Here is a 23,335-nt window from a genome sequence, read left to right as displayed (position 1 = left end):
AAGCCCCTTCTTGTAACAAGCCCCTCGGAGCCCACCCCCGTGCGCACCTTCCGCAACCCCGTCCTGCCCGGCTGCCATCCGGACCCGTCGATCTGCCGGGTCGGGGCGGACTTCTACCTGGTCACCTCGTCGTTCGCGTATTACCCCGGCCTGCCCCTGTTCCACAGCCGTGACCTGGTGCGCTGGAGGCAGCTCACGCACGTGCTGAACCGGCCGGGGCAGCTCCCGCTGCACGGGCTGGACGTCTCCGACGGAGTGTGGGCGCCGACGATCCGCCACCACGACGGCACGTTCTACGTGGTCTCCACGCTGGCGGTGAACCGGCGGGGGAGCCTCACCTTCGTCGTCACCGCCACCGACCCCGCCGGGCCGTGGTCGGACCCCGTACCGCTGGAGGCCGAGGGCATCGACCCGTCGCTGTTCTTCGACGACGACGGCCGCTGCTGGTTCACCGCCTGCCGCGACGCCGCGGGCGACGGCGGCCCCGGCGAGTTGTGGATGCGCGAGCTCGACCTGGACCGGCTCCGGCTCGTCGGCCCCACCCACGTGCTCTGGCACGGCGCCGTACGCGGGGCCTGGGTGGAGGCGCCGCACCTGTACAAGCGCGACGGCGTCTACCACCTGATCGCCGCCGAGGGCGGCACCGAACGCAACCACAGCGTCACCGCCGCCCGGTCGAGCACCGTCACCGGCCCCTACGTCACCGACCCGCGCAGCCCGCTGCTGACCCACCGGCACCGCGGCCCGGACGAGCCCATCCACAACGTCGGCCACGTCGACCTGGTGGACACCCCCGACGGCGAGACCTGGGCGGTGACCCTCGGCGTACGCCCCATCGAGGGCACCCACACGCTGGGCCGCGAGGTCTTCCTCGTGCCCGTCGGCTGGACCGCCCACGGGCCGGTCTTCGCCCCGGAGACGGGCGGCGTCCGGCTGACGGAACGCCTCCCGCGCCTCCCCTCCGCCCCCGCCCAGCGGGAGGAGCCCGCCCCGGCGGGCCGCACGCGCTTCGACGAGCCGCGGCTCGGCCTGGAGTGGAACAGCCTGCGCGGACCCGTCACCGATCTCGTCGAACCCACCGCGGACGGCCTGGAGATCAGGGTGGCGCCCGAGCCGCTCAGCTCCACCGGCGTCCCCGCCTTCATCGGACGGCGCCAGCAACACGTCCGCTTCCAGGCCCGGGCCCGGATCGGCTTCGCGGCGGCGCATCCGTCCGAGGAGGCCGGCCTGGCCGTCTTCCAGAGCCAGGACCACCACGCCACGCTCGCCCTCACCGTAGACGGGGCAGGAACGCCGCAGGCGGTGCTGACCGTCAGGGAGGCGGGCACGAGCACCCGGCTGGCCGCCGTCCCGCTCCCGCCGGGGCAGGCGCTGCTGGCCGTCGAGGCGGACGAGGCCGGCTACACCTTCCGCGCCCGGCACCCGGACGCCGAGGGCTGGACCGACCTGGCCACCGTCGAGCGGTCCTTCTTCAGCACCGAGCGCGCGGGCGGGTTCGTCGGGGTCCACCTCGGCCTCTACGCCACCGGCAACGGCCGGCCCGGCACCGGCCGCGCGATCGTGCGCTGGTTCGACTACCAGCCGGGCTAGGCCGGCGACCGGGGCGGCGCGGTGCTGCGCCGGACGATCAGCTCGGGCGCGATCCGCTCGGAGGAGGCCGGCTCGCCCTGCATCATCCGCAGCAACTGCTCGATCGAGCGCGCCCCCAGCGCGACGAAGTCCTGCCGCACCGTGGTGAGCGCGGGCACCAGGTAGGCCGCCCCGGCGATGTCGTCGAACCCGACGAGCGAGACGTCGCCGGGCACCTTCACCCCCAGCTCGGCGAAGGCCGCCAGCACGCCCATGGCCATCTGATCGTTCCCGGCGAAGATCGCGGTGGGGCGCTCGTGGCCCTCGCGGGTGACCAGGTAGTGGGCGAGCCGGTAGCCGCTGTTGCCCGTGAAGTCGCCTTCGAGCAGCTCGCCGCGCGCCTCGGGCGTGTCCTTCAGCCCGGCCCGCCAGCCCTCCACCCGGGCCCGCGCGTCGAACGTCCGCAGGGAGCCGGTCAGGTGGGCGATGTGCCGATGACCCAGCTCCGCCAGGTGCCGCACGGCCAGCCGCGCGCCGAGCTCCTGGTCCAGCTCGACGAAGCCGAGGTCCGGGTTGGGCACGTTGCCCGACATGATCACGGTCATCGGCACGCCGGTGACGATGCCGGTCAGGGCGTCCACGACCATGGGCCGGTCGGCGATGACGGCGATGGCCTCGACCGCCTGGTCGGTCAGCCGCTGCAGCGTCTCGGTCAGGTCCACGGTGCTGCCGCCCTGCCAGCTGGCCAGGTTCACCCAGTAGCCGGCCCGCTGCGCTGCGGTCTGCACGCCGCGCAGGATGCGGGGCAGCTCGTACAGCTCGGTGCCGGCGAGCACCAGGCCGATCGTCGAGGACCGGCGGCTCTTGAGCGCGCGGGCGACGCTGTTGCGGCGGTAGCCGAGCTTCTCGATGGCGGCCTCGACGCGGGCCCGGGTCTCCGGCCGCACGGAGGGGTGGTTGTTGAGCACGCGGGACACGGTGACGTGCGACACGCCCGCTTCGCGTGCCACATCCACCATGCCTGGTGCCCGGTTCATGTCCTCCGCTGCCTCTTCTCCCGGGACATACCCGTTCGCCGGCCCGCGCCATGCGGCGAATGGATCATATCTCGCGTCGCGCGGGCGCCCGCCGCGTGCCGCAGAGGGGGATCGGCGATCCCTGGCTCGGCCCTCGGAGCACCGGCCTGGGGCGAACATAATGGGCGTATGGATCGTGCAGCCCTGGCGGACTTCCTGCGCCGCCGCCGTGAGGCGCTGCAGCCCGAGGACGTCGGGCTGCCCGCGGGCGCGCGCCGGCGGGCCACGGGCCTGCGGCGCGAGGAGGTGGCGTCGCTCGCGGTGATGTCGGCCGACTACTACACCCGCCTGGAGCAGCAGCGCGGCCCGCAGCCGAGCGTGCAGATGCTGGCCTCGCTCGCCCGGGCGCTGCGGCTGACGAGCGACGAGCGCGACTACCTGTTCCAGATCGCCGGGCACAACGCCCCGGCCTCGGTGACGGACGCCACGCACGTCGCCCCCGCCCTGCTGCGCGTGCTGGACCGGCTCGACGACACCCCGGCGCTCATCCTGTCCGACCTGGGCGAGACGCTCGTGCAGAACCGGATGGCCGAAGCCCTGTTCGGCGACAGGTCCGGGTACACCGGGCACGCCCGCACCGAGATCTACCGCTGGTTCACCGACCCGGCGGAGCGGCTGCGCTACCCGGAGGCCGACCGCGACCGGCAGAGCCGCGCCCTGGTCGCGAACCTGCGCGCCGCCCACGGGACGAGGGGCCCGCAGTCGCGGGCGGGCGAGCTCGTACGGGCGCTGCGCAAGGCGAGCGCGGAGTTCGCCGAGCTGTGGGACCGGCACGAGGTGGCCAAGCGCTTCGAGGACCACAAGATCCTCGTCCACCCCGAGCTCGGCGAGATCGAGCTGGACTGCCAGGTGCTGTTCACCGAGGACCAGTCGCAGGCGCTGCTCGTGCTCACCGCCCCGCCGCGGACCGAGGGCCACGAGAAGCTGCGGCTGCTCGCGGTGCTGGGGCAGCAGCGCTTCACGGAACGGCAGGGCGGGACGGCCGGCGTCATGAGCCGGTGACGTCCCCACCGGCCAGGGGCGCCCGGGGCCGGCGGGCCACGTGGACGACCGCGGGCGGCAGGTTGCGCCAGACCGTCGTGCTCGTCACGACCTCCTCGAACGCCGCCCGCAGGCCACCGGCCAGCCGCCTGGCCGGGGCGGCCCAGCGCGTCCAGGTGTAGGCGAACTGCGTGTAGACCCCCGGCGGGCGACAGGGCCCGGGCCACCGACTCGATCAGCGGGGGCCGCCCGGCGTAGGCGATCCACGGCAGGCCGCTGACCACCACGTCCACCGGCCCGGCGCCGAGCCCGGCGAGCAGCCGCGGCAGGTGCACGGCGTCGTCGCACACCACCTCCACCGAGGGGAACGCGCGGGCGATCTCGGTGGCGAACCTGTCGTTGAGCTCGATCACGACGTGCCTGCCCCGGCCGCGCAGCCGCCGCTGGATGGCGGAGGTGAAGGCGCCGGTCCCCGCGCCGAGCTCCACCACCAGCGGCTCGCCGCGCTCCGGGACCCCCACCACCATCTGCGCCGCCAGCCGCGACGAGCTCGGCAGCACGGCGGCCGTGCGCAGGGGCGACCTGATGAACTCCCGCAGGAACCGGCCACCGCCGGTGGCATGGCGCCGCTGGTCGGTCGTCAAAGTGCTGCTCCCCGGTCCGCTCCGCTGCCGCGCTCAGATTCTCGCGCGGGGGCGATGGCGGGCGGATGGCCGGGAAGTGAATCATCGGGACGCGCTGGACGGCTTCGCGCGCCGGTGTTCAGGCGACGACGGCCAGCAGGGTCGTCATGGCGGCGGTGAGCTCCGGGTCGCCGCTCGCCTCGGCCCGCGCCCGGGCCTGCTCGACGCCGATGCCCCTGGTCGCGAGCCGCCAGAACGTGTCCTGGTCCATCGAGACGCGGGCAGCGGGCTCGCCGCCGGGCGCGGTCGTCACGGGCGGTGCGGGCTCGTCGCGGGGCGCGGCCGTCACGGGCTCGTCGCCGGGCGTGGCCGTCACGGGCGGGGCGGGCTGGTCGCCGGATGCGGCCATCCGCCATCGGCCCGCACGCCACACCGCGCTCCACCGCCCGCCGGCCGGCCCGAGCACCTCCAGGACCGTGACCGTCCCCTCCGGGCGGTCGTGGGCCCGCAGCGTGAACGGCAGCGCCTGCGCGAAGACGCCCAGCACCGGCGCCAGGAGCTCGGGCTCCGTCGCCCCCGGCCGGGAGACCGCGTCGCGCACCTGCTGCTGGTGGACCCAGAACTCGGTGTACTCGCGGCCGACGTCGAGCCAGCCGGGGCTGTCGACGTCGGCGGCGGCCCAGGACACGTTCAGCCCGGCGGGAGCCTCCAGGTCGTGCGCCGCCCACACCGCGTCGAGCTGCGGCCCCAGGTGCTCCAGCAGCTCGATCATCAGCCGCGGGCTGAGCTGGCGGCCCGCCCTGACGAACTCGTCGTTGGTGCGGGCGAGGTAGGCGGGCAGCGTCTCGTCATCGGCGAAGACGGCGCCGGAATGCCCGTCACGGGCGCCGGACAGGCGCCGCATGTAGTCGTTGAGCACGTGCGCGACGACGTCGTGCACGTCCCAGCCGGGGCAGACCGTCGCCCTGGCCCAGTCGGCCGGCTCCAGGCCGCGCAGCAGGCCGAGCATGGCCTCCCGCTCGTGCGGGAACAGGGGGCGGACATCGATGGCCGGGCCGAAGATCGACATGCCCTCGACCCTATCGAAGCCCCCGTGTCCTGGTGAAACGAATATCTGGCAGCCGAGGACAGGGCGCGGCAAAGCAACTAAAGCCCGACTTATACACTCATGACGGTTTTATCGGGGGAAGTCGGGGGAGTGGCGCGTGCCGCTGGATCAGATCGCGGTGTTGCTGGTCGCAGCGGCCGGAGCGGGATGGGTGGACGCCGTCGTGGGCGGCGGCGGCCTGCTGCAACTGCCCGCCCTCCTCGTGACCGGCATCCCGACGGTCGAGGCGATGGCCACCAACAAGTTCTCGTCGGTGTTCGGCACCACCTCCGCCGCCGTCGCCTACGCCCGCTCCACCAAGGTGGACCGGCAGGTGGCGATCCCCGGCGCGGCGCTGGCCGTGCTCTGCGCCGGGCTGGGCGCGTGGGCGGCGGCGTCGATCTCGGCCGAGGTGCTGCGGCCCGCCGTCATGGTCGTGCTGCTCGCCGTGGCCGCGTTCGTGACGCTGCGGCCGTCGATGGGCGCGCTGCCCGTGCCGCACCTGCGCACCGGGCCCCGCGTGTTCGCTGCGGTGGCGGCGGCGGGCGTGGTGATCGCCTTCTACGACGGCATCATGGGGCCGGGCACCGGGACGTTCCTCATCATCGCCTTCACCACCATCCTCGGGCTCGACTTCGTCTCCGCCTCCGCCTCCGCGAAGATCATCAACATCGGGACGAACGTCGGCGCGCTCCTCGTGTTCGGCGTGCAGGGGCACGTGAACTGGGCGCTCGGCCTCGGCATGGCGGTGTGCAACGTGGCCGGCGCCCAGCTCGGCGCGCGGATGGCGCTCAAGCGGGGCGCCGGATTCGTCCGGATCGTGCTGCTGGTCGTGGTGGTGGCGATGGTGATCAGGCTCGGCTGGCAGCACTTCGGCTGACCGGCCGGCTGCCCGTACGCGCAGTGCCGTCAACGGCGAGTGCGGCGCACGCGGCCTGCTAAGCGGCCGGCTCCTCGGCCCGCACGCGCAGCGCCGTCGCGGCGAGCGCGACGAAGGCGGCCAGCAGCGCCGGGATGGCCAGCGCCCGGGGCAGCCCTGTCAGCTCGGCGACGGCCCCGATGAACACCGGCCCCGACAACATCCCCAGGTAGCCGATCGAGGCCACCCGTGCCAGCGCCCGCCCGGAGAAGGCGGGATCCCGGTGCCCGGCCACCGAGAACACCTGCGGCACGATGCACGACAGCCCCGCCCCGAAGCAGCCGAACCCGACCACCCCGGCCACCTGGTGCCCGCCCAGCAGCGCCAGCCCCAGCCCCGCCGCGGCCAGCAGCCCGCAGCAACGCACCAGCGCGACGGGTCCGAACCGCGCCGCCAGCCGGTCCCCGGCCAGCCGGCCCGCCGTCATCATCAGGGAGAAGGCCGCGTACCCGGCGGCGGCGATCCCCGGCGAGGCCGCCAGGTCCTCGCGCAGGTAGACCGAGCTCCAGTCGGCCGCGGCCCCCTCGCCCACCAGGCAGCAGAACGCCAGCACGCCCAGGAACACGATGCCCTGCGGCCGACCGCCCCGGCCCCGCGCGGCGCTCTCCCCGGCGGGCGCCGAGCGCAGCGCCCAGCGCGCCGCCCAGGCCGCCAGCACCGCGATCCCCGCCCCCACCGCCCAGAACGTGACCGCCGCCGACAGGTCGTGGTGCGCGAACAGCCCGCCCGCCGTCGCCCCGGCGAAGCCGCCCACGCTGTAGACGGCGTGGAACGACGACATGATCGGCCGCCCGTGGGCCCGCTCCACCTCGACGGCGTTGGCGTTCATGGCCACGTCGAGTATCCCGTGCACGACCCCGAACACCAGCAGCGTCGCCGACAGCGTGAGCAGGTCCGGCGCGTACGCGGGCGGCACCAGCACCGCGCCCTGCGCCAGGGCCGCCGGGACCACGGCCCGGCTGCTGCCGTACCGGTCCACCAGGCGGCCCACGGCCGTCATGCCGACGACCGCCCCGGCCGCCACGGCCAGCAGCGCGAGGCTGAGCTGGCCGTCGCCGAGATCCAGCCGCTCCTTGATGGCGGGGATGCGGGCCGTCCACGTGCCGATGGCCGTGCCCGACAGGAAGAACAGCAGGTAGACGGCCACCCGCTCCCGTGTCACGCGGCCTCCTTGACCGTCACCCCGGCCGCGGCCAGCGCGTCGCGCTCCTCCGGCGGGATGCCGGGATCGGTCACCACCACGTCGAGCCGGCCGATCGGGCACACCGCGCCGAACGCCGTCCGCGCGAACTTGCCCGAGTCGCACACCGCGATCACCCGCCGCGCGGCGGCGATGGCCGCCTGCTTGACCGCCACCTCGGGCAGGTCGTGCGCGGTCAGGCCGTGCTCTGCGGACAGGCCGCAGCAGCCGATCACCGCCGTGTCGAAGCGCAGCGCCCCGATCGAGCTCTCGGTGAGCGGGCCCATCACGTTCAGCTCGCCCTTGCGCACCTCGCCGCCGGGCAGCACCAGGCGCACGCGCGGCGCGGCGGCCAGTAGCATCACCGGCTGCAGCGCCAGCGGCAGCACCGTCACCCGCCGGTCGGTCAGCGCGCGGGCCACCTCCAGCGCGGTCGTGCCGCCGTCCAGCACCACCGCCTCGCCGTCGGCGATCAACGCGGCCGTCTCCTCGCCGATGCGCCGCTTGGCCTCCACCGCCTCCCGCTCGCGCACCCCGAACGGCGGCTCCTCGCCGCGCAGCAGCAGCGACAGCGCGCCGCCCCTGACCCGCCGCACCACCCCCTGCTGGGCCAGCTCGTCCAGGTCGCGCCTGATCGTCATCTCGGACACCCCGTGCTCGGCGGCCAGCTCGGCCACGGACACGCTGTCGTGGGTACGCAAGGTGTTCATGATGGCTCGCACACGTTCCATGTGTTCATACAAACACGGCATATGTGCGCAATACAATGAAAATATGCGCGCAAGCCGCCTCCTCTCCCTGCTCCTGCTCCTCCAGACCCGCGGCCGCATGACCGCGCCCGAGCTGGCGGCCGAGCTGGAGGTGTCGGTACGCACCGTGTACCGCGACGTGGAGGCCCTGTCGGCGGCCGGCGTGCCCGTCTACGCCGATCGCGGACCGGCGGGCGGCTACCAGCTCCTCGACGGCTACCGCACCCGGCTCAACGGGCTGACGGCCGAGGAGGCGTCCTCGCTGTTCCTGGCCGGGCTGCCGGGGCCGGCCGCCGAGCTCGGGCTGGCCGAGGTGGCGGCCAACGCCGAGCTGAAGCTGCTGGCCGCGCTGCCGCCCGAGCCGCGCTCGCACGCCTCCCGGATGCGCGAGCGGTTCGTGCTGGACGTGCCGAGCTGGTACCGCTCGGGCGACGACGTGCCGCACCTGAGCGAGGTGGCCGAGGCGGTGTGGGACCAGCGGCCCCTGCACATGACCTACCGGCGCTGGGGACAGCAGGAGGTGGACCGCGTGATCCACCCCCTCGGGCTGGTGCTCAAGGGTGGCTCCTGGTACCTCGTCGCCGCGCCGCCGGACGGCACGCCGCGCACGTACCGGGTGGCGCGGATCCTGACGCTGGAGACGCTGCCGGGACGGTTCGCCCGGCCCGAGGGCTTCGACCTGGGCGAGTTCTGGCACCGGTACGCCAAGGAATTCCGCGAGCGCATGTACACCGCCGAAGCCGTCATCAAGCTCGCACCCGGGCGCGGCGACCTGCTGGCGTACACGATGGGCCGCGACGTCGTCGAGGCCGCGCTGGCCGCCGCCGAGCCCGACCCCGAGGGCTGGCTCACGCTGACCGTGCCGGTCGAGTCGATCTCGCACGCGCGCTGGCTGCTGCTGCGCATGGGCGCCGACGTCGAGGTGCTGGAGCCGCCCGAGCTGCGCACCATGATGGCCGAGGCGGTCGCCGAGCTGGCCAAGCTCTACTCCTGAGACCAGGGACGCCCCGTGGCTGAAAACCAGGGGAGATGTCGCCGTGGGTCTGTCAGCATCCCCGCATGTATCTTCTCGCTTTCATCGGGGCGTGCGTCCTGGTCGCCATGGTGCCCGGGGTCAGCACCGCGATCATCCTGCGCCAGACCCTGCGCGCCGGCCGGGGCTCGGGGCTGGCCGCCACGCTCGGCAACGAGACCGGCATCCTGCTGTGGGGGCTGGCCGCCGCGTTCGGACTGTCGGCCCTGCTGGTCGCCTCGCAGGTGGCCTACGACATCATGCGCGTGACCGGCGCGGTGCTGCTGGTCGTGATGGGCGCCCAGGCACTGTGGCAGGCCCGCAAGGGCGCGCCGCCCGCGCCCGAGGGCGAGGTCGGGCCCGGCCGGCGCGGGCCGTACCTGGCCGGCGTGGGCACCTGCCTGGCCAACCCCAAGGCGGCGGTGTTCGCGATGTCGTTCCTGCCGCAGTTCGTCCCCGCCGGGCAGAACGTGCCGCTGACGCTCGTGACGCTGGCCGTCGTGTGGGTCCTCGTCGATCTGATCTGGTACGGGCTGCTGATCTGGGCCGTCGACCGGGCCAGGGCATGGCTGGGCCGACCGGCCGTCAAGCGGCGGCTGGAACAGATCTCCGGCGTGGTGCTCGTCGGGCTGGGCGTGCGGATGGTGGTGGAGTCGCGCTGATGGCACGGTGAGCGGGGCGCCGGTGAGCCGGTGGTGCTGCCGCACTCGACGGCGATCGGCGCGTCGCTGCTGGATTACCTTTGAGGCATGACGAACGACCTGGCGACCCTCATGAGACAGGCGCAGGACGACGATCCGCTGCTCGCACTGCACGCCACCACCGCGCTGCGCCGTGAGATCGAGCGCCTGGAGGCCGTCCAGGTGCGGCGGGCCCGGGTGGCCGGGCTGGCCTGGGCCCAGATCGCCGACGCCATCGGGGTGAGCAAGCAGGCGGTGCACAAGAAGTACGGCCGCCGCTAGCTCTTCCACCTGTCGGCGAACCAGCCCAGCACGATGTTCCACGAGTAGCCGCGCCGGATGCGCCCCGCCACGTCCGGCGGCAGCGTGTCCAGGCCGCGGTGCTCCAGCAGCACCTCGGTGCCGCCCTCGACGGGGCTGAAGGCGACCTCGATCTCCATCGCCCCGTCGTTGAGCAGGTCGGCCCAGACCAGGCGGCGCGGCGGCTCCCAGGCGAGGATCCTGCCGGTGTCGACGTGGCCGCCGTCGGACCACAGCTCGCGCAGGTAGCCGTCCTCGAACCGGATGCCGACCGCGCGGGCCGGGTCGACCCAGCTGTGGCGGCCCCGCACGTACCAGGCGTCGATCTCGTCGGTGAAGACGCGGAACGCGGTGGCCGGGTCGATCGGCACCGTGACGCTGGCTCGCACGGAGTTCACCGGGTGCGCTCCACGTGGTCCTTGAACGAGCCGAGCTGCTCGGCCCAGAACGCCTGCACCTGGTCCAGCCATGCCTGCAGCGCCGTGAACGGCTGCTGCCGCAGCGTGTAGAGGCGCAGCCGGGCGTCGGCCCCGCCGGCCTCGGCCTGCACGATCCCGCTCGCGCGCAGCACGCGCAGGTGCCTGCTGAGCGCCGGCGCGCTCATCTGGACGGCCTGCGCCAGCTCCCCGGCCGGGCGCGGGCCCTCACGCAGCAGATCGATCACCTTGCGCCTGGTCGGGTCGGCCAGGGCTGCCAGCGTGGCGTCGATTTCGTTAACGTTAGTGTTAATTGTTGCCTACTTCCGTTAGGCTATTAACGCTGTAGGAAACTATTATCGCGGAGGCATGCGCATGGCTGTCGAGCTCGGCTACTACACCCTGTCCGTCCGGGACCTGGAGCGGGCGGCCGCCTTCTATGGGGGGTTGTTCGGCTGGGAGTTCAAGCGCGAGCACGAGACGTACCTGCACGTCACCAGCACCACCGTGCCGATGGGCTTCGTCGCGGGCGGCGCGTCGTCCCAGCCGAACCTGTACTACCACGTGGACGACATCGACCATGCCGTCGAGCGGGTGCGCGAGCTCGGCGGCGCCACCGGCGAGATCCACGAGAGCAAGTCGGGGCGCGGCTGCTCGTGCACCGACGACCAGGGCACCGAGATCAGCCTCTGGCAGCCCGCCCCCGGCTTCGCCTGACATGGCCGGCCGCCTGCCCCGGCGCGCTCCCTGCTTGGCCGGGCGCTCGGTTGGTCGCGATGCCATTCCCCGCTCGCCCGGGAGCCGGGACCGGCCGCGATGCCGCTCCTGCTCAGTCGGGCACCTGGACGGTCGCGATGCCGAGTGTGCTGGTCATCGGCAGCAGCCCGGCCTCGAAGACCGCCCCGAGGAACGGCGCGGCGAGCTGGGCCAGCCGCCCCGCCCGCTCCTCCCCGAGCCGCCGCCAGGGCTCGAAGGCCAGGTCGTCGGTCATCCGCTCGACCTGGTCGCGCAGCGCCCTGCCGCGTTCGGTGGCCTGCCCGCCGGCCTCCACCAGGCCCCGGGCGGCCAGCCGCTCCCGCGCCTGCGCCCACTCCTGCTCGCTCCAGCCCCGCCCGGCGAAGTTCCCGGCCGGCGCGGCCCCGACCGCGGCGAACGACACCAGCGCCTCGCACCCGTCCAGCCCGGCCGTGGCCAGCGCCGCGAGATGGCCGTCGCCGCGGTGCTCGCGCAGCACGGTGGCCGCCTGCCACAGCACCAGGTGCGGCTCCTCCGGCCACGGCAGGTCCAGGTTGGCCGCCGCGAACGGCCGCCCCTCCACCCGCACGCTCTCGGCCGCCCGCCTGGCCAGCTCCGCCGCTTCGGCCACGCCCTGCCCGGTCAGGCGCTCGCCGTCGCCGAGCAGGTGGCGATAGGTCTCGTCCACCGCCTCCAGCCGTGCCCGCAGCACCTGCTCGGGCGAGGCCACCTCCCACACGGCCGGAACGTGCTCGGCGATCATCCGCGGGCTGAAGCTGTAGTAAAGGGCCGTGGCCAGCCGCGTCCCGGCCCGCCCCAGCGGGGCCGTGCGGTAGGCGAAATAGCTGGGCCAGCGGGACTCCACGTCATAGCCGAGTGCCGCCGCCCGCCCGAACCCCTGCGGCGAGAAGTACAGCACGGCGTGGATCGGCTCCAGTTGGTGCCACATGCGGCGGGCAAGCCTGGACGGTGCGCTCATGACGAACCTCTCACTGTCTAGATAAGCTGTGCCAGTGACGATAGAGGCCTGGCGCATCACTGGTCAATCACAGATAGACAGTTATGTCGGGAGGTGGGCGGAGCTCGCCGTCCTGCTGGTGAACGAGCTGCACGTCACCCAGGCCCGCGGCCGGCCCGTCACGCCGCCGGTCGACCGCCGCGCCGCCCTGGAGGAGGCGATCGCCCGCGAGGGCTGGACCCCGGGCCAGGGCTGGACGCCCGGCCGCGCCCTGACGGACGCGGACGCCGACCGCCTGGCGGAGGTGGCCGCCGAGCTGCACCCCGCCTTCGCCGGCGACGTCACCGCGCTCAACCAGGCCCTGGTACGCCACGCCGCCGTCCCCAACCTGCACGGCGATCCGCCGGTCCTCGCCTTCCACACCCCCGGCGCGGAGCCGGCGGACGCCTGGGCCGCCGACGCCGCCACGGCGCTGGCCATGGTGATCGGGGTGGGGCAGGGGCGGCGGCTGCGGTCCTGCGAGGCGGAGGGGTGCGAGCTGGTGTTCTTCGACGTCACCCGGAACGCCTCGCGGCGGTTCTGCGGCCTGCCGTGCCAGAACCGCGCCAAGGCCAGCGCCTACCGCGCCCGCCGCCGCGCGTGACCCTGGCCCGTCTGAACTGCGTCACCCGGCCGGGATCCTGATCACGCGCAGCTCGTGTGCGCCGTCGGCGCGGGTCAGCTCGTAGTACAGCCACCACCGCCCCTCCAGCAGCAGCGCGTCCAGGTACCGGACCGAGCCGCCGCGATGCGGCGAGGTGACCCAGGGACGCTCGCCCGACAGCCGCCGCCAGCCGAACAGGTCGCCGGAGACCGCGACGCCGCAGCGCTCCTCGTAGTTCTCCGCGTGCGAGGCCGACCCGTCGTAGAAGCCCACGTACCCGCCGGGCACGGCCACCACGCTGTTGAGCCGCGCCTGGTAGCGGTCCCACCCCTGGCCCACCCCCAGGGCCTGCCCGTGCCAGGTGAACGACGCCCCGCCGTCCAGGCTGGTCGCCAGCCCCGTGGGATGCGTGGTCGCGCCGACGTTGTAGATGTCGGCACTGGCGTGCGCCTCGCTGCCGAGACCGTCCAGCGCCTCGGCGTAGCTGGCGAACAGGTACGTCACCGGCCCGGCCCGCAGCACGTACGGGTCCTTGACCCCCTCGGTCCCGGTCGAGGCCGCCGTCAGCACCGGCCGCGCCGAGGCCACGTCGAACTCCGACGGGTGCGCCGCCGGACTCAGCGCGTCGATCCGCCAGCGGTTGTCGGCCGGGTCCACGTACGACAGGTAGAGCACGAACCCGCCCCCGTCCGCGGGCGCCAGGCAGAACCGTTCCATGGACGGCGTGCCCAGCTCGTCCTTGTGCACCGACCACACGTCGGTGAAGTCCACGCCGTCGTCGCTGACGGCCACCGCGCAGCGCCACCCGCGCTCGGCCCCGGCGCCCCGGGGACGCCGCCGCCGGTAGGTCAGCCAGAACCGCTCCCCGTCGTGCAGCACGCCGGGGCAGCCCACCCAGTAGCCCTCCTCGTCCTTCTCCGGCGCGAGCACCACCGTGCCCGCCAGCGGGTCGAACGCGGGAAGCGGGGCGTGTTCGATCATGTTGTCCTTACCTCTCAGACGTCGTAGAAGAGCCGGTCCAGGGCGACGGCGGCACTGCCCACCACGCCGGCGTCCGGGCCGAGCGTGGCCCGCCGCACCTGCACCGCGTCGCGCAGCACGGGGAACGCCCTGGCCCGCAGCGCCTGCCTGACCCGGTCGAACACCGGCTCGGGAGCCGTGCGGAACGCGCCGCCGAGCAGGATCAGCGCGGGATTGAGCAGGTTCACCGCGCTGGCCAGGCCGGTGGCGAGACGATCCACCACCTCGTCCAGCGCCGCGCCCGCCCCCTCGTCGCCCGCGCCGGCGGCGGACGCCAGGTCGGCGAGCGGGTCCGCGCTGTCGCGCCCCAGCAGGGAGCGGGCCCGCTCGGCCAGGTACGGCTCGGCCGTCACGGTTTCCAGGCAGCCGGTCGCGCCGCACGCGCACGGCCTGCCCCGCTCCACCACCCTCAGGTGTCCCAGCTCCGTGACCCCGTGGGCGCCCGACCTGAACGGCTGCCCGCCGATCACCAGGCCCGCGCCGACGCCGGTGCGGACGTACACGTACAGGAGGGGGTCCGCCCCGCCCGTGTCGCCGTAACGGGCCTCGGCCAGCGCCATCGCCCGTACGTTGTGATCGACCACCGCCGGGACGCCCAGCGCCCGCTCCAGCGGATCGCCGAACTCGACGTCGCGCCAGCCCAGGTTGACGGACAGCACGTTGCGGCGCTGGCCGGGATCCACCGGGCCGGGGGCGGCGACCCCGATCCCCAGCAGCCGGTCGCCCGCCTCCTCCGCCAGGGCGGCGGCGGCCTCGGCGATCCTCGCCACGACCCGCCCGGGCGGGTCGCCCGCCAGGTCGAAGCCGAACGAGCGGACGTTCCTGGCGCGGGCCTTGAGGTCGCACAGCCCGAGGCGCACCAGTCCCGCGCCGACCTGGACGCCGATGACCTGCCGGGCGTCGGCGCGGAGCCGGACCTCCGTCGAAGGGCGCCCGACGCGGGTGCCGGCGCCGTCCGTGGCGCCCTCGCGAACCAGGCCCTCCTCCAGGAGCTGGGCCACCACCTTGGTCATGGTCGTGGGGGACAGGGCCAGCCGCCGGGCGAGGTCGGCGCGGGGCTGTGGGCCGTGGTCGCGCAGGGTGCGCAGCACGAGGCGTCTGTGCAGCCTGCGGACGTCCTGCACCGGTGTGGGCATGTCGGCGCTCCTTAATAACTAACGGGTAGAAAATAATTGCAGGACGACACTGTCGTCAATGGGTCGGAGCCGGTGTCGGGTACGGGATTGCGGGCGCGCAACCCGGCGGGGCCGGGCGCGGGTACGGGATTGCGGGCGCGCAGCCCGGCAGGGGCGCCGGGCGCGGGTTCGCAGACGGCCGGACGGCCGGTGGTCAGGGGCCGGTGAGCAGGCCCAGGCGTCCGGCCACGGTGGCCACCGCGCCGAGGATCCGATCGACCTGCCCGCCCGTGTGCGCCGCCGTGACGCTCAGCCGGATCAGCGCCTCGCCCTCGGGAACGGCCGGCGGCAGCATGACGTTCGCCAGGACCCCCTCCTCCAGCAGCCCGGCCCAGAACCGGCAGCACGTCAGCCGATCACCCACCCGCAGCGAGACCGTGGGCGTGCCGCCCGGCGCGATCCCGAACCCGAGCGCCACCAGCCCGGAGCGCAGCCGCTCCGCCGTGGACATGACGGCCCGGCGGCGCTCCGGCTCCGTGCGGATGATGTCGAGGGCGGCCAGCGCCGCCGCCGTGCAGGCAGGCGGCAGCGAGGCCGAGAACAGCGCGGAGCGCGCGCTGTGCCGCAGGTAGTGGACGACGTGGTACGGCCCCGCCACGGCCCCGCCGAGCGTGCCGAAGCACTTGGAGAACGTCACCGTCTGCACGTCCACGGCCGACTGCAGGCCATGGTGCTCGGCGGCCCCGCGCCCACCGGCGCCCAGCAGCCCGGCGTCGTGCGCGCTGTCGAGCACGACCCGCGCCCCGCGCCGCGCCGCCAGCTTGGCGATGCCGGGCAGGTCGCACAGATCACCGCCCACCGAGAACATGCCCTCCGTCAGCACGATCGCGCCCGCGTCGGGATCCGCGGCCTCCAGCATGCCGGCGAGCTGCGTCATGTCGTTGTGCCGGTAACGCCGCAGCGCGGCCTGTCCGAGCCGGGCGGCGTCGATGAGCGAGGCGTGGATGTGCCGGTCGGCGAACAGCACGTCGCGCGGCCCGAACAGCGCGCTCAGCGCGAGATTGGCCTGGTAGCCGGTGGAGACCACCATCGCCGCCTCGTGCCCGAGGAACGCGGCCAGCTCCCGCTCCAGCGTCTGGTGAAGGGCCAGCGTGCCGTTGAGCACCCGTGACCCCGAGTTGCCCGAGCCCAGCCGGCGCAGCGCCTCGGCCCCGGCCTCCTTCAGCCGGGGATCGTCCGCCAGCGCCAGGTAGTCGTTGGAGCCGGCCATCAGCACCCGCCGGCCGCCCACCACCACCTCACCGCCGCCCGGGCGCTCCTCCACCGGCAGGTAGTAGGGGTAGAGGCCGGTCGCGGCCAGCGCCTCCGCCTCCGGCAGCCGGCACTTGCTGAAGGGGTCCGTCACGGCGCGGCACTCACTTTCCGGCTCCGTCCGAGGCATTCCGGCGACTCACTCCGCATCTGGCGATCGTAGCTGACAGTGGTTGATCGTGATAGTAGAGTAATCGCTGCTGGTGCGGAGCGAGCCGGCGGCCCGAAGGCCCGACAAGCGACAGCCGACAAGGACATGTGCATGACAGAGGACGAGATCTTTCACCAGCTGCGCGGCCTGTGCGCCGAGATCCTCGCGGTGGATCCGGCGCTCATCACCCCCGACACCGACCTGCGCGAGGAGCTGGAGGCCGACAGCCTCGACATGACGGAGCTGGCCGTGGCCAGCGGCGACCGGTTCAACCTCCTGGTCGACTTCGATCTCGCCAAGCACGTGCGCACCCTCGCCGACGTGACCACCCTCGTCCGCGCCGGGGGCCGGGCCGGCTGACGCGGGCCGTTCAGCGCAGGGGGTCGTCATGCCGGTCTCGTCCTCGTCACCGCGTCCCGCCGAGCCCGTCAGGGGGCGGCGCGGGCTCGCGGAGTTCATCGAGCTGCCGTACCGGCTGCACGGCGGCGATCCGCACTTCGTGCCGCCGCTGCGCGGCGACTGCCGGCGCCTGCTCGACCGGCGGCGCAACCCGTTCTTCCGCTACGGCGAGGTCGAGCTGTTCACCGTACGCCGTGACGGGCGTGTCGCCGGCCGGGTCGCCGCCGTGCACAATCCCCGGCACAACAGGGTCCACCAGGCGCGCGACGGCTTCTTCGGGCAGTTCGCGTGCGCCGACGACCCGGCGGTCGCGCGCGAGCTGCTGGACGCCGCGGCGCGGTGGCTGCGCGGGCGTGGGCTGGAGACCATGCTGGGGCCGGTCAACTTCACCATGAACGACGAGTGCGGGGTGCTGGTCGAGGGGTTCGACGCGCCGCCGAGCGTGCTGATGCCGTACAACCCGGCCTACTATCCGGCGCTGCTGGAGTCGTGCGGGATGGCCAAGGCGAAGGACCTGTGGGCGTGGGACGGCACGGGGTGGGTGCCGCCCGAGCGGCTGCTGAGCATCGCCCGGCGGGCCGAGCTGCGCCACCGGCTCACCGTACGGCCGCTCGACCCGGCGCGCCTCGACGGCGACCTCGACCGGGTCAAGCTCGTCTTCGACCGCGCCTGGCAGGGCAACTGGGGTTTCACGCCGATGACGGACGCGGAGTTCGCCGTGGCCAAGCAGCGGCTGCGCAAGATCATGGACCCGCGGCTCGTGCAGCTCGCCGAGGTGGCGGGCGAGCCGGTGGCGGTGGCGCTGGCCCTGCCCGACTTCAACCAGGCCCTGGTCGCGGCGCGGGGCCGCCTCAGCCGCTTCGGGCTGCCGATCGGGCGGGTACGGCTGTCCCTGGCGGCGCGGCGCATCGACCGTGTCCGCGGCGTGCTGTTCGGCGTCGTCCCGGATCTGCGCAGGCACGGTGTCGAGGCCGCGCTCCTCGCCCGCAGCCAGGAGGCCGTCACGGCCGGCGGCTACCGCGGCGGCATGGAGGTCGGCTGGACGCTGGAGGACAACCAGGCCATCAACAGTTACCTGTCCCTGATCGGCGGCACCCGTACCAAGGCGTACCGCATCTACGGGCGGGAGCTGTGACGGCTCCGCACTACCTGGTCACCGGCGCCACCGGGTTCATCGGCGCGCGGCTGACCCGCATGATCCTGGCGCGCGGCGGCACTGTCACGGCCCTGGCCCGGCCCTCTCCGCGCGCCAGGGCGCTGCGTGAGCTGGGCGTCCAGGTGGTGCCCGGCGACCTGACCACCGGCCGGGGCATCACCGAGGCGCTGCGGGGCGCAGACCGGGTGATCCACCTGGCCGCCGCCCTGCGGGCCCGCACCCCCGCCGGGTTCTGGGCGGTCAACCGCGACGGTGTCTCCCGGCTGGTGCACGCGCTGGCCGCGCAGCACCGCCCGGCGCGCCTCGTCATGTGCTCCTCGCTCGCGGCGGGCCCGGCCATCTCCCTGTACGGGGCCAGCAAGCGGGCGGGCGAGCAGGTCGTCAGACAGCACGCGGGCCGGGTGCCCGCGGTCATCCTGCGCCCCGGCATCGTGTACGGGCCCGGCGAGGAGGCGCTGCTGCCCGCGCTCCTGCCCATGATCCGGCTCGGCGTCGTCGTCAAGGCGGGCTACGGCCCTCGCCGCTACGGCATGGTCTACGTGGACGACCTGTGCACGGCCCTGCTCGCCGCCGCCGAACGCGGCCCCGTCCTCCAACCCGCCGGACGCGGCCCCGTCCAGCGACCCGCCGGATACGGCCCCGCCCAGCGACGACCTGGTGAACGCGGCCCCGCCCAGCGACCCGCCGGATACGGCCCCGCCCAACGACGACCTGGTGAATGCGGCCCCGCCCAGCGACCGGACGGACGGGATCCGGTCCTGCAAGCCGCCGGCGCCTGCCCCGGCCTCTACCCGATCAGCGACGGCAATGCCTACGGCTGGTCCGACATCTGCCGTGCCCTCGCCCGGGCGGCCGGCTGCCGGGCCCCCCTCGTGCTGCCGGTGCCGATGCCGGCCGTGCACGCGGTGGCCGCGCTGGCCGAGCTCGCCGCGCGGGGTGCCGTTCCGGCGCTGAACCGGGACAAGGCCCGGGAGATGCGCCGCGCCGACTGGACGTGCGTGCCGGACGACGCCGTACGCGAGCTGGGGTTCGCGCCCGCCACCACGCTCATCCGGGGATTCGAGGCCGCGCTCGCCGCGCTGCCAGCCGCTCCGTGACGGCGTGCACCACCAGCGCCACCGCCAGCCCGGCCACGGCGTCGGAGAGGTAGTGGTACCAGTCGTACACGACGGCGACCGTCAGCCCCGCGGTCAGCGCCCCCAACACGAGACGGACGTTCCTGGAGACGTGCCGGCGCAGGCAGAGCAGGGTGATCCAGGCGCCGCCCACGTGCGTCGAGGGGAAGCACGCGCCGGGCGGGTCGAAGGCGGCCATGATCTCGCCCTGCACGGCGGCGACCGCGTACCCGGACGGGCCGTGGGCGGCGAACAGCTCGGGCAGCGCCAGCGCGGGGCCCGCCAGCGGGATCGCGATGAACCCCAGGTAGGAGGGCAGGAACACGGCCAGCGCGGCGAACACGTAACGCTCGGCCAGCGGCGCGCGGCCCCGGGCGTACAGGATCGCCGGGATCAGGAAGCAGCCGTAGAACGTGAAGTAGCAGAAGGTCAGCACCTCGGTCACCAGCGGGGAGCCGATGGCCGCCGTGACGGCGGTGTTGGGCGCGAAGCCGAGCAGCGCCGTCTCCCAGGCGTGCAGGTCGGCGTCGAGGTAGCGCCCGTGCAGGACGCGGGAGGTGCGGGCGGCGGCGCCGTACACGAACGGGAGCACGAGGAACGGCCCGGAGAACCGGGCGAACCGCACCGCCTTGCCATCGGGAAAGCGCCGCTCGGCTTCCGCCAGCACGAGCAGAAGCAGGGCTGCGAGCGCATATCCGGCGAGCAGCTCTGCCCAATCCGCCAGGCGATCCCGGAACGCGGCCACGATGAGCGTCATGACCGCGAAATAGCCCAGCATGAGCCATTCAGCCGGGCGGAATTTCACCCTTCGGCCGAATTTCCGCCCGAAAATGTCGGGCCGCACCTGCGCATGAATGGCTGCCGGGCCCGCGATTCCCGCTTCTCCCGGGCGGACGCGGGTCGCGCCGGGTGAGAGGTCAGGAGGCGGCACGCGCCGGCCACCAGATCCGCCGCCCCAGGTGATGGGCCAGCGCCGGCACGAGGAAGGACCGCACGACCACCGTGTCGATGACGACGCCGACCGCCACCAGCAGCCCGAGCTGCACGACCGGCACCAGCGGCAGCACGGTCAGCACGAAGAACGCCGCCGCCAGCACCACCCCGGCCGCGGTGATGACCCCGCCGGTCGCGCGCAGGGCGTGCAGGGTCGCCTCGCGGGTGTCGAGCCGGACGGCCTCCTCGCGTACGCGGGCCATCAGGAAGATGTTGTAGTCGATGCCGAAGGCCATGAGGAAGACGAACGCGTACAGGGCGAACGACGCGTCGACGACCGGATACCCCAGGAACTGGGTGAACAGCGCCGAACACAACCCCAGCGTGGCCGCGAACGACAGCACCACCGTGCCCATCAGCAGCAGCGGCGCCACCAGCGAGCGCAGCAGGACGACCAGGATCAGCCCCACGACCAGCAGGATCAGCGGCACGATGAGGAGCGCGTCGTCGACGACCGCGGCCTGCACGTCGAGCAGCTCGGTGGTGAACCCGCCCACCAGGGCCGCGCCCCCCGCCGCGGCGCGCACGGCGCCGCGCAGGTCCTCCACCAGGCGCTGCGCCTGCGGTGTGTTCGGCTCCGCGGCGAGCACGACGTCGAACGTGCGCCACGGGGCGGGCGGCCCCGGCCGCATCGCCACCACGCCCTCCGCCGTGTGCACCGCCTGCTCCACGGCGGCGCTCCTGTCCTGCCTGGCCATGACCACGACGGGGGCGCTGGCCGGGTAGTGCCGCCGCAGGGCGTCGTAGCCGGCCACGGAGTCGGTACGCATCGTGAACAGCGACGACGGCGGGATGCCCGAGGCGTCGAGCGTGGTCAGGCCCATGCAGAGCATGGTCAGCAGCAGGGCGGAGCCCGCCCAGGCAAGGCGGGGACGGTGGCCGACGAAGCCCGCCACGCCCTGCCAGAGCCCGTCGCGCTCCGTCTGCCCGGGGCGCGGCGTGCTCGGCCAGAACGCGCGCCGCCCGCCCAGGAGCATCAGCGCGGGCAGCAGCGTGACCATCACGACCGTCGTGATCAGGATGCCGACGGCGGCCGCCGCGCCGATGGAGCGCAGCGCGTGCGTGTCGGCCACCACGAGGCAGCCGACGCCGCCCGCCACCGTGAGGGCCGAGGCGACGACCGTGCGGATGCCGCCGGACAGCGCGTCCTTCAGCGCCGCCGCCTGGTCCGCGGTCGTGCGCAGCCGCTCGCGGTAGCGGGCGACGAGCAGCAGCGCGTAGTCGGTGGCGACACCGAACACCAGCACGGTGAACACCTCGGGGGTGGCGGCCCGCAGCGTCATCAGCCCCGAGCGGGCCAGCGCGTAGATCGCCGCGGCGGAGCACAGGTAGGCCACCACCACGGCCAGCATGGGGATCACCCAGAGGACGGGGCTGCGGTAGACGGCGAGCAGCACCAGGAGCACCACGGCCAGGCTCAGCGCCAGCAGCGTGCCGTCGACCCGGCGGAAGGAGTCGACGTAGTCGGCCGCGGCGCCGCCCGCGCCGCTCACGTAGCTGATCAGCCCCGGCGGGCTGCCCTCGGCGGTGATCTGGCGCAGCTGCTCGACCAGCGGGCTGACGAGCACGCCGGGCTTGCCGGACAGCAGCACGGTGACCTGGAGCGCGCGCCCGTCGGCGCTGGGCACGGGCGCGGACGCCATGCCGACCACGCCGGGGACGCTCGCGAACTGCCGCAGGTCCTGCCGGGCCGCCCTGAGGTCGTCCCGCTGGAGCGGCCCGGGGCGTTCGTAGATCACGAGCGCGGGGACCACCCGGCCGGACTGCTTGGCCAGCAGGTCGAGGACGCGGGCCGACTCGGCGCCCCGGGCCAGCATGGAGCTGCCGCTGGTGACCCGGACGTCGTCGAGCGGGCCGCTCGCGAGCACGGCCGCGACGGCGATGGCCACCCACGCGACGACCACGCCGGCCGCGATTTTCCGCGCAGCCCTCATACGAAACAAAACCGACAATTCCCGCCCACCCCCGGCCCTCGATATGAAAGTGCCGGCCGGCACGTAGACCATAAATTCCCGGTCCTGCTTAAACAACTTTTTGCAGGTGTCTCATATTCGCGTCATGAGTGGATCGAGCGGGACATCGCCGGATTGAATTTCTCTCGACGGTCATACTCGTCCGGTCATTCAGCGCCGCCGGTTCAGCCCCTGATCCGCAGGTCCGCGAAGAGCGCGCGGTGATCGGACCCCGGCACGTCGAACACCTGCACTCCCGCCGCCGACCCCCGCCCGTCCGTCAGCACGTGATCGATGGCCACCAGCGGCGGCAGCGAGCGCCCATACGGCCAGGTCGGGGTCAGTCCCTGCCCGGTGGAGGCCGCCGCGTCCGTGTAGCCGGTGCCGAGCAGCCGGCGGAAGACCGCGTGGTCGAGGGTGGCGTTGAAGTCGCCCGCCAGGATCCGGGGCGGCCCTGAGGCGGGCGCGGGCGGCAGGGAGGAGACCCCCGCCTCCCACTCCGGCACCGTCGAGGGCACGGGTGCGACCGGGTGCACGACCACCACCTCCACGGCCGATCCGCCGGGCAGCGACACCTCGGCCACCGGCATGTGGTGCCCGACCGGCCGGAACAGCCCCATGCGCTCGGTCATCGGGTAGCGGGAGTAGAGGCCGCTGCCCTCCGGGCCGCGGTGGTCGGCCCTGCCGAGGTGGTACGGCAGCAGCTCCGCCAGCCCGGCCGCCGCCAGCCGGTCACGGGCGGCGTACGTCAGCTCCTGGATGCTCAGCACGTCCACGTTCAGCCTGCGGGCCAGATCGACGATCACCGCCGCGTCGCCGCGCCCGCCGTTGAGGTTGGCCGTCAGCACCCGCAGCGCCCGGCCGCCGGCGGCCTCGCCGCCGCCGATCGCCCGCGGCAGCACGCACCAGGCCAGGCAGGCGCACACCGCCAGCATGATCGCGATCGCGGCCCGGCTGCGCAGGAGCGCCGCGACCCCCAGCACGAGCAGTGCGGCGAGGGCGAAGTAGGGCGTGAAGGAGACCATCGGCACCAGGAAGACGCCCGCTTCCAGCCCGCCGAGCCGCACGGCCGTCCCCGCCGCGAACAGCACGGCCACCCCGGCGGCCACCCTCCTGCGCCACACCCGGCGGGGCCGTGCCCGCCGCTCCGTCTCCACAGCCTCTCTCACCAGCACAGCCGCCCACGTTAAGCGGG

The 23,335-nt window shown here is 74.0% G+C and carries 25 protein-coding genes and 1 pseudogene; 12 read left to right on the top strand and 14 right to left on the bottom strand.

The genetic code is table 11. From position 1 onward, the window contains the following. Window positions 1–39: 39 nt before the first annotated feature. Window positions 40–1,590: a glycoside hydrolase family 43 protein gene (locus AB0I79_RS28370; protein WP_357878731.1), complete on the top strand. Its 1,551-nt coding sequence runs from the start codon at window positions 40–42 to the stop codon at window positions 1,588–1,590. On the opposite strand, the gene AB0I79_RS28365 is transcribed toward AB0I79_RS28370, so the two are convergent. Further along, window positions 1,587–2,579, bottom strand: a complete 993-nt coding sequence (locus AB0I79_RS28365) for a LacI family DNA-binding transcriptional regulator (RefSeq protein WP_357878728.1) — start codon at window positions 2,577–2,579, stop codon at window positions 1,587–1,589. The two genes, AB0I79_RS28370 and AB0I79_RS28365, sit on opposite strands and share 4 nt — an antisense overlap. A gap of 195 nt (window positions 2,580–2,774) precedes the next feature. Between AB0I79_RS28365 and AB0I79_RS28360 the strand changes: the two genes are divergently transcribed. Together AB0I79_RS28360 and AB0I79_RS28355 are read left to right on the top strand one after the other, a co-directional pair. Next, on the top strand, window positions 2,775–3,647 hold the full coding sequence (locus AB0I79_RS28360; protein ID WP_357878725.1) for a helix-turn-helix transcriptional regulator: 873 nt from the start codon (window positions 2,775–2,777) through the stop codon (window positions 3,645–3,647). Further along, window positions 3,644–3,808 (top strand): hypothetical protein, encoded by a 165-nt coding sequence (locus AB0I79_RS28355; RefSeq protein ID WP_357879045.1) that lies wholly within the window; start codon window positions 3,644–3,646, stop codon window positions 3,806–3,808. The genes AB0I79_RS28360 and AB0I79_RS28355 overlap by 4 nt, the downstream gene beginning before the upstream one ends. 78 nt (window positions 3,809–3,886) lie before the next feature. On the opposite strand, the pseudogene AB0I79_RS28350 reads toward AB0I79_RS28355, so the two are convergent. Together AB0I79_RS28350 and AB0I79_RS28345 are read right to left on the bottom strand one after the other, a co-directional pair. Continuing rightward, window positions 3,887–4,153, bottom strand: a pseudogene (locus AB0I79_RS28350) (SAM-dependent methyltransferase); the annotation flags it as partial. Between the two features lie 235 nt (window positions 4,154–4,388). Further along, on the bottom strand, window positions 4,389–5,318 hold the full coding sequence (locus AB0I79_RS28345) for a maleylpyruvate isomerase family mycothiol-dependent enzyme (protein ID WP_357878721.1): 930 nt from the start codon (window positions 5,316–5,318) through the stop codon (window positions 4,389–4,391). 136 nt (window positions 5,319–5,454) lie between these two features. Between AB0I79_RS28345 and AB0I79_RS28340 the strand changes: the two genes are divergently transcribed. Continuing rightward, window positions 5,455–6,216 carry a TSUP family transporter gene (locus AB0I79_RS28340; RefSeq protein WP_357878718.1) on the top strand — a complete coding sequence of 254 codons (762 nt, stop codon included), beginning with the start codon at window positions 5,455–5,457 and terminating at the stop codon, window positions 6,214–6,216. Window positions 6,217–6,274: 58 nt separating this feature from the next. On the opposite strand, the gene AB0I79_RS28335 is transcribed toward AB0I79_RS28340, so the two are convergent. Then, window positions 6,275–7,417, bottom strand: a complete 1,143-nt coding sequence (locus tag AB0I79_RS28335; protein ID WP_357878715.1) for an MFS transporter — start codon at window positions 7,415–7,417, stop codon at window positions 6,275–6,277. Next, the gene (locus AB0I79_RS28330; RefSeq protein ID WP_357878712.1) at window positions 7,414–8,166 is read right to left on the bottom strand and encodes a DeoR/GlpR family DNA-binding transcription regulator; all 753 of its coding nucleotides are present in this window, start codon (window positions 8,164–8,166) and stop codon (window positions 7,414–7,416) included. The genes AB0I79_RS28335 and AB0I79_RS28330 overlap by 4 nt, the downstream gene beginning before the upstream one ends. Window positions 8,167–8,209: 43 nt before the next feature. Here AB0I79_RS28330 and AB0I79_RS28325 point away from each other — a divergent pair, with 43 nt between their 5' ends. The 3 genes from AB0I79_RS28325 (at window position 8,210) to AB0I79_RS28315 (ending at window position 10,158) form a co-directional block, all read left to right on the top strand. Continuing rightward, window positions 8,210–9,178 (top strand): YafY family protein, encoded by a 969-nt coding sequence (locus AB0I79_RS28325; RefSeq protein WP_357878709.1) that lies wholly within the window; start codon window positions 8,210–8,212, stop codon window positions 9,176–9,178. A gap of 65 nt (window positions 9,179–9,243) precedes the next feature. Continuing rightward, window positions 9,244–9,858, top strand: a complete 615-nt coding sequence (locus AB0I79_RS28320; protein WP_357878706.1) for a LysE family translocator — start codon at window positions 9,244–9,246, stop codon at window positions 9,856–9,858. A gap of 87 nt (window positions 9,859–9,945) precedes the next feature. Next, window positions 9,946–10,158, top strand: a complete 213-nt coding sequence (locus AB0I79_RS28315; protein WP_080040151.1) for a hypothetical protein — start codon at window positions 9,946–9,948, stop codon at window positions 10,156–10,158. Here AB0I79_RS28315 and AB0I79_RS28310 read toward each other — a convergent pair. Both AB0I79_RS28310 and AB0I79_RS28305 read right to left on the bottom strand, forming a co-directional pair. Then, window positions 10,155–10,574, bottom strand: coding sequence for an SRPBCC domain-containing protein (locus AB0I79_RS28310; RefSeq protein ID WP_357878703.1), 420 nt, complete (start codon window positions 10,572–10,574; stop codon window positions 10,155–10,157). The two genes, AB0I79_RS28315 and AB0I79_RS28310, sit on opposite strands and share 4 nt — an antisense overlap. Further along, window positions 10,571–10,873: a metalloregulator ArsR/SmtB family transcription factor gene (locus AB0I79_RS28305; protein WP_276084069.1), complete on the bottom strand. Its 303-nt coding sequence runs from the start codon at window positions 10,871–10,873 to the stop codon at window positions 10,571–10,573. Before AB0I79_RS28305 ends, AB0I79_RS28310 begins: the two co-directional genes overlap by 4 nt. Window positions 10,874–10,961: 88 nt before the next feature. Between AB0I79_RS28305 and AB0I79_RS28300 the strand changes: the two genes are divergently transcribed. Beyond that, window positions 10,962–11,309 (top strand): VOC family protein, encoded by a 348-nt coding sequence (locus tag AB0I79_RS28300; RefSeq protein WP_357878700.1) that lies wholly within the window; start codon window positions 10,962–10,964, stop codon window positions 11,307–11,309. Between the two features lie 112 nt (window positions 11,310–11,421). On the opposite strand, the gene AB0I79_RS28295 is transcribed toward AB0I79_RS28300, so the two are convergent. Then, window positions 11,422–12,306 carry a hypothetical protein gene (locus AB0I79_RS28295; RefSeq protein ID WP_357878696.1) on the bottom strand — a complete coding sequence of 295 codons (885 nt, stop codon included), beginning with the start codon at window positions 12,304–12,306 and terminating at the stop codon, window positions 11,422–11,424. A gap of 34 nt (window positions 12,307–12,340) precedes the next feature. On the opposite strand from AB0I79_RS28295, the gene AB0I79_RS28290 reads away from it, so the two are divergent. Continuing rightward, window positions 12,341–12,928 carry a CGNR zinc finger domain-containing protein gene (locus tag AB0I79_RS28290; protein ID WP_357878693.1) on the top strand — a complete coding sequence of 196 codons (588 nt, stop codon included), beginning with the start codon at window positions 12,341–12,343 and terminating at the stop codon, window positions 12,926–12,928. Between the two features lie 21 nt (window positions 12,929–12,949). On the opposite strand, the gene AB0I79_RS28285 is transcribed toward AB0I79_RS28290, so the two are convergent. The 3 genes from AB0I79_RS28285 to AB0I79_RS28275 form a co-directional block, all read right to left on the bottom strand. After that, window positions 12,950–13,909: a hypothetical protein gene (locus AB0I79_RS28285; RefSeq protein WP_357878690.1), complete on the bottom strand. Its 960-nt coding sequence runs from the start codon at window positions 13,907–13,909 to the stop codon at window positions 12,950–12,952. 14 nt (window positions 13,910–13,923) lie between these two features. Further along, window positions 13,924–15,084, bottom strand: coding sequence for an ROK family transcriptional regulator (locus tag AB0I79_RS28280; RefSeq protein ID WP_357878687.1), 1,161 nt, complete (start codon window positions 15,082–15,084; stop codon window positions 13,924–13,926). 193 nt (window positions 15,085–15,277) lie between these two features. Then, entirely contained in the window at window positions 15,278–16,468 is a 1,191-nt protein-coding gene (locus AB0I79_RS28275) for an aminotransferase class I/II-fold pyridoxal phosphate-dependent enzyme (RefSeq protein ID WP_357878685.1), read from the bottom strand. A gap of 168 nt (window positions 16,469–16,636) precedes the next feature. Between AB0I79_RS28275 and AB0I79_RS28270 the strand changes: the two genes are divergently transcribed. From AB0I79_RS28270 to AB0I79_RS28260, 3 genes are read left to right on the top strand one after another with little or no spacing between them, the layout of a single operon-like run. Further along, a complete protein-coding gene (locus tag AB0I79_RS28270) occupies window positions 16,637–16,885 on the top strand; it encodes a phosphopantetheine-binding protein (RefSeq protein WP_357878682.1) in 249 nt (82 codons plus the stop codon). A 28-nt stretch (window positions 16,886–16,913) separates the two neighbouring features. Next, complete coding sequence (locus AB0I79_RS28265; RefSeq protein ID WP_357878679.1) at window positions 16,914–18,059, top strand: hypothetical protein; 1,146 nt, start codon at window positions 16,914–16,916, stop codon at window positions 18,057–18,059. Then, window positions 18,056–19,177 carry an NAD-dependent epimerase/dehydratase family protein gene (locus tag AB0I79_RS28260; protein ID WP_357878676.1) on the top strand — a complete coding sequence of 374 codons (1,122 nt, stop codon included), beginning with the start codon at window positions 18,056–18,058 and terminating at the stop codon, window positions 19,175–19,177. Before AB0I79_RS28265 ends, AB0I79_RS28260 begins: the two co-directional genes overlap by 4 nt. On the opposite strand, the gene AB0I79_RS28255 is transcribed toward AB0I79_RS28260, so the two are convergent. From AB0I79_RS28255 to AB0I79_RS28245, 3 genes are all read right to left on the bottom strand, one after another. Beyond that, the gene (locus AB0I79_RS28255) at window positions 19,128–19,973 is read right to left on the bottom strand and encodes a phosphatase PAP2 family protein (protein ID WP_357878673.1); all 846 of its coding nucleotides are present in this window, start codon (window positions 19,971–19,973) and stop codon (window positions 19,128–19,130) included. The two genes, AB0I79_RS28260 and AB0I79_RS28255, sit on opposite strands and share 50 nt — an antisense overlap. Window positions 19,974–20,112: 139 nt before the next feature. Further along, window positions 20,113–22,092, bottom strand: a complete 1,980-nt coding sequence (locus AB0I79_RS28250; RefSeq protein ID WP_357878670.1) for an MMPL family transporter — start codon at window positions 22,090–22,092, stop codon at window positions 20,113–20,115. Between the two features lie 233 nt (window positions 22,093–22,325). After that, window positions 22,326–23,315 (bottom strand): endonuclease/exonuclease/phosphatase family protein, encoded by a 990-nt coding sequence (locus AB0I79_RS28245; protein WP_357878667.1) that lies wholly within the window; start codon window positions 23,313–23,315, stop codon window positions 22,326–22,328. Window positions 23,316–23,335 lie beyond the last annotated feature (20 nt).

The sequence above is a fragment of the Nonomuraea sp. NPDC050202 genome, from assembly GCF_040656115.1.
Taxonomy (GTDB): Bacteria; Actinomycetota; Actinomycetes; order Streptosporangiales; family Streptosporangiaceae; genus Nonomuraea.
The sequence above is the reverse complement of the archived record's forward strand: the minus strand, read 5'-3'. Positions and strand labels throughout refer to the sequence as shown.

Excerpts from the sequence above, each read along its gene's own strand:
- AB0I79_RS28360 (WP_357878725.1), top strand. The coding sequence starts at position 2,775 with ATGGATCGTGCAGCCCTGGCGGACTTCCTGCGCCGCCGCCGTGAGGCG.
- AB0I79_RS28295 (WP_357878696.1), bottom strand. The coding sequence starts at position 12,306 with ATGAGCGCACCGTCCAGGCTTGCCCGCCGCATGTGGCACCAACTGGAG.
- AB0I79_RS28325 (WP_357878709.1), top strand. The coding sequence starts at position 8,210 with ATGCGCGCAAGCCGCCTCCTCTCCCTGCTCCTGCTCCTCCAGACCCGC.
- AB0I79_RS28285 (WP_357878690.1), bottom strand. The coding sequence starts at position 13,909 with ATGATCGAACACGCCCCGCTTCCCGCGTTCGACCCGCTGGCGGGCACG.
- AB0I79_RS28255 (WP_357878673.1), bottom strand. The coding sequence starts at position 19,973 with ATGCTGGGCTATTTCGCGGTCATGACGCTCATCGTGGCCGCGTTCCGG.
- AB0I79_RS28270 (WP_357878682.1), top strand. The coding sequence starts at position 16,637 with ATGACAGAGGACGAGATCTTTCACCAGCTGCGCGGCCTGTGCGCCGAG.
- AB0I79_RS28280 (WP_357878687.1), bottom strand. The coding sequence starts at position 15,084 with ATGCCCACACCGGTGCAGGACGTCCGCAGGCTGCACAGACGCCTCGTG.
- AB0I79_RS28330 (WP_357878712.1), bottom strand. The coding sequence starts at position 8,166 with ATGGAACGTGTGCGAGCCATCATGAACACCTTGCGTACCCACGACAGC.
- AB0I79_RS28300 (WP_357878700.1), top strand. The coding sequence starts at position 10,962 with ATGCGCATGGCTGTCGAGCTCGGCTACTACACCCTGTCCGTCCGGGAC.
- AB0I79_RS28345 (WP_357878721.1), bottom strand. The coding sequence starts at position 5,318 with ATGTCGATCTTCGGCCCGGCCATCGATGTCCGCCCCCTGTTCCCGCAC.
- AB0I79_RS28320 (WP_357878706.1), top strand. The coding sequence starts at position 9,244 with ATGTATCTTCTCGCTTTCATCGGGGCGTGCGTCCTGGTCGCCATGGTG.
- AB0I79_RS28315 (WP_080040151.1), top strand. The coding sequence starts at position 9,946 with ATGACGAACGACCTGGCGACCCTCATGAGACAGGCGCAGGACGACGAT.
- AB0I79_RS28265 (WP_357878679.1), top strand. The coding sequence starts at position 16,914 with ATGCCGGTCTCGTCCTCGTCACCGCGTCCCGCCGAGCCCGTCAGGGGG.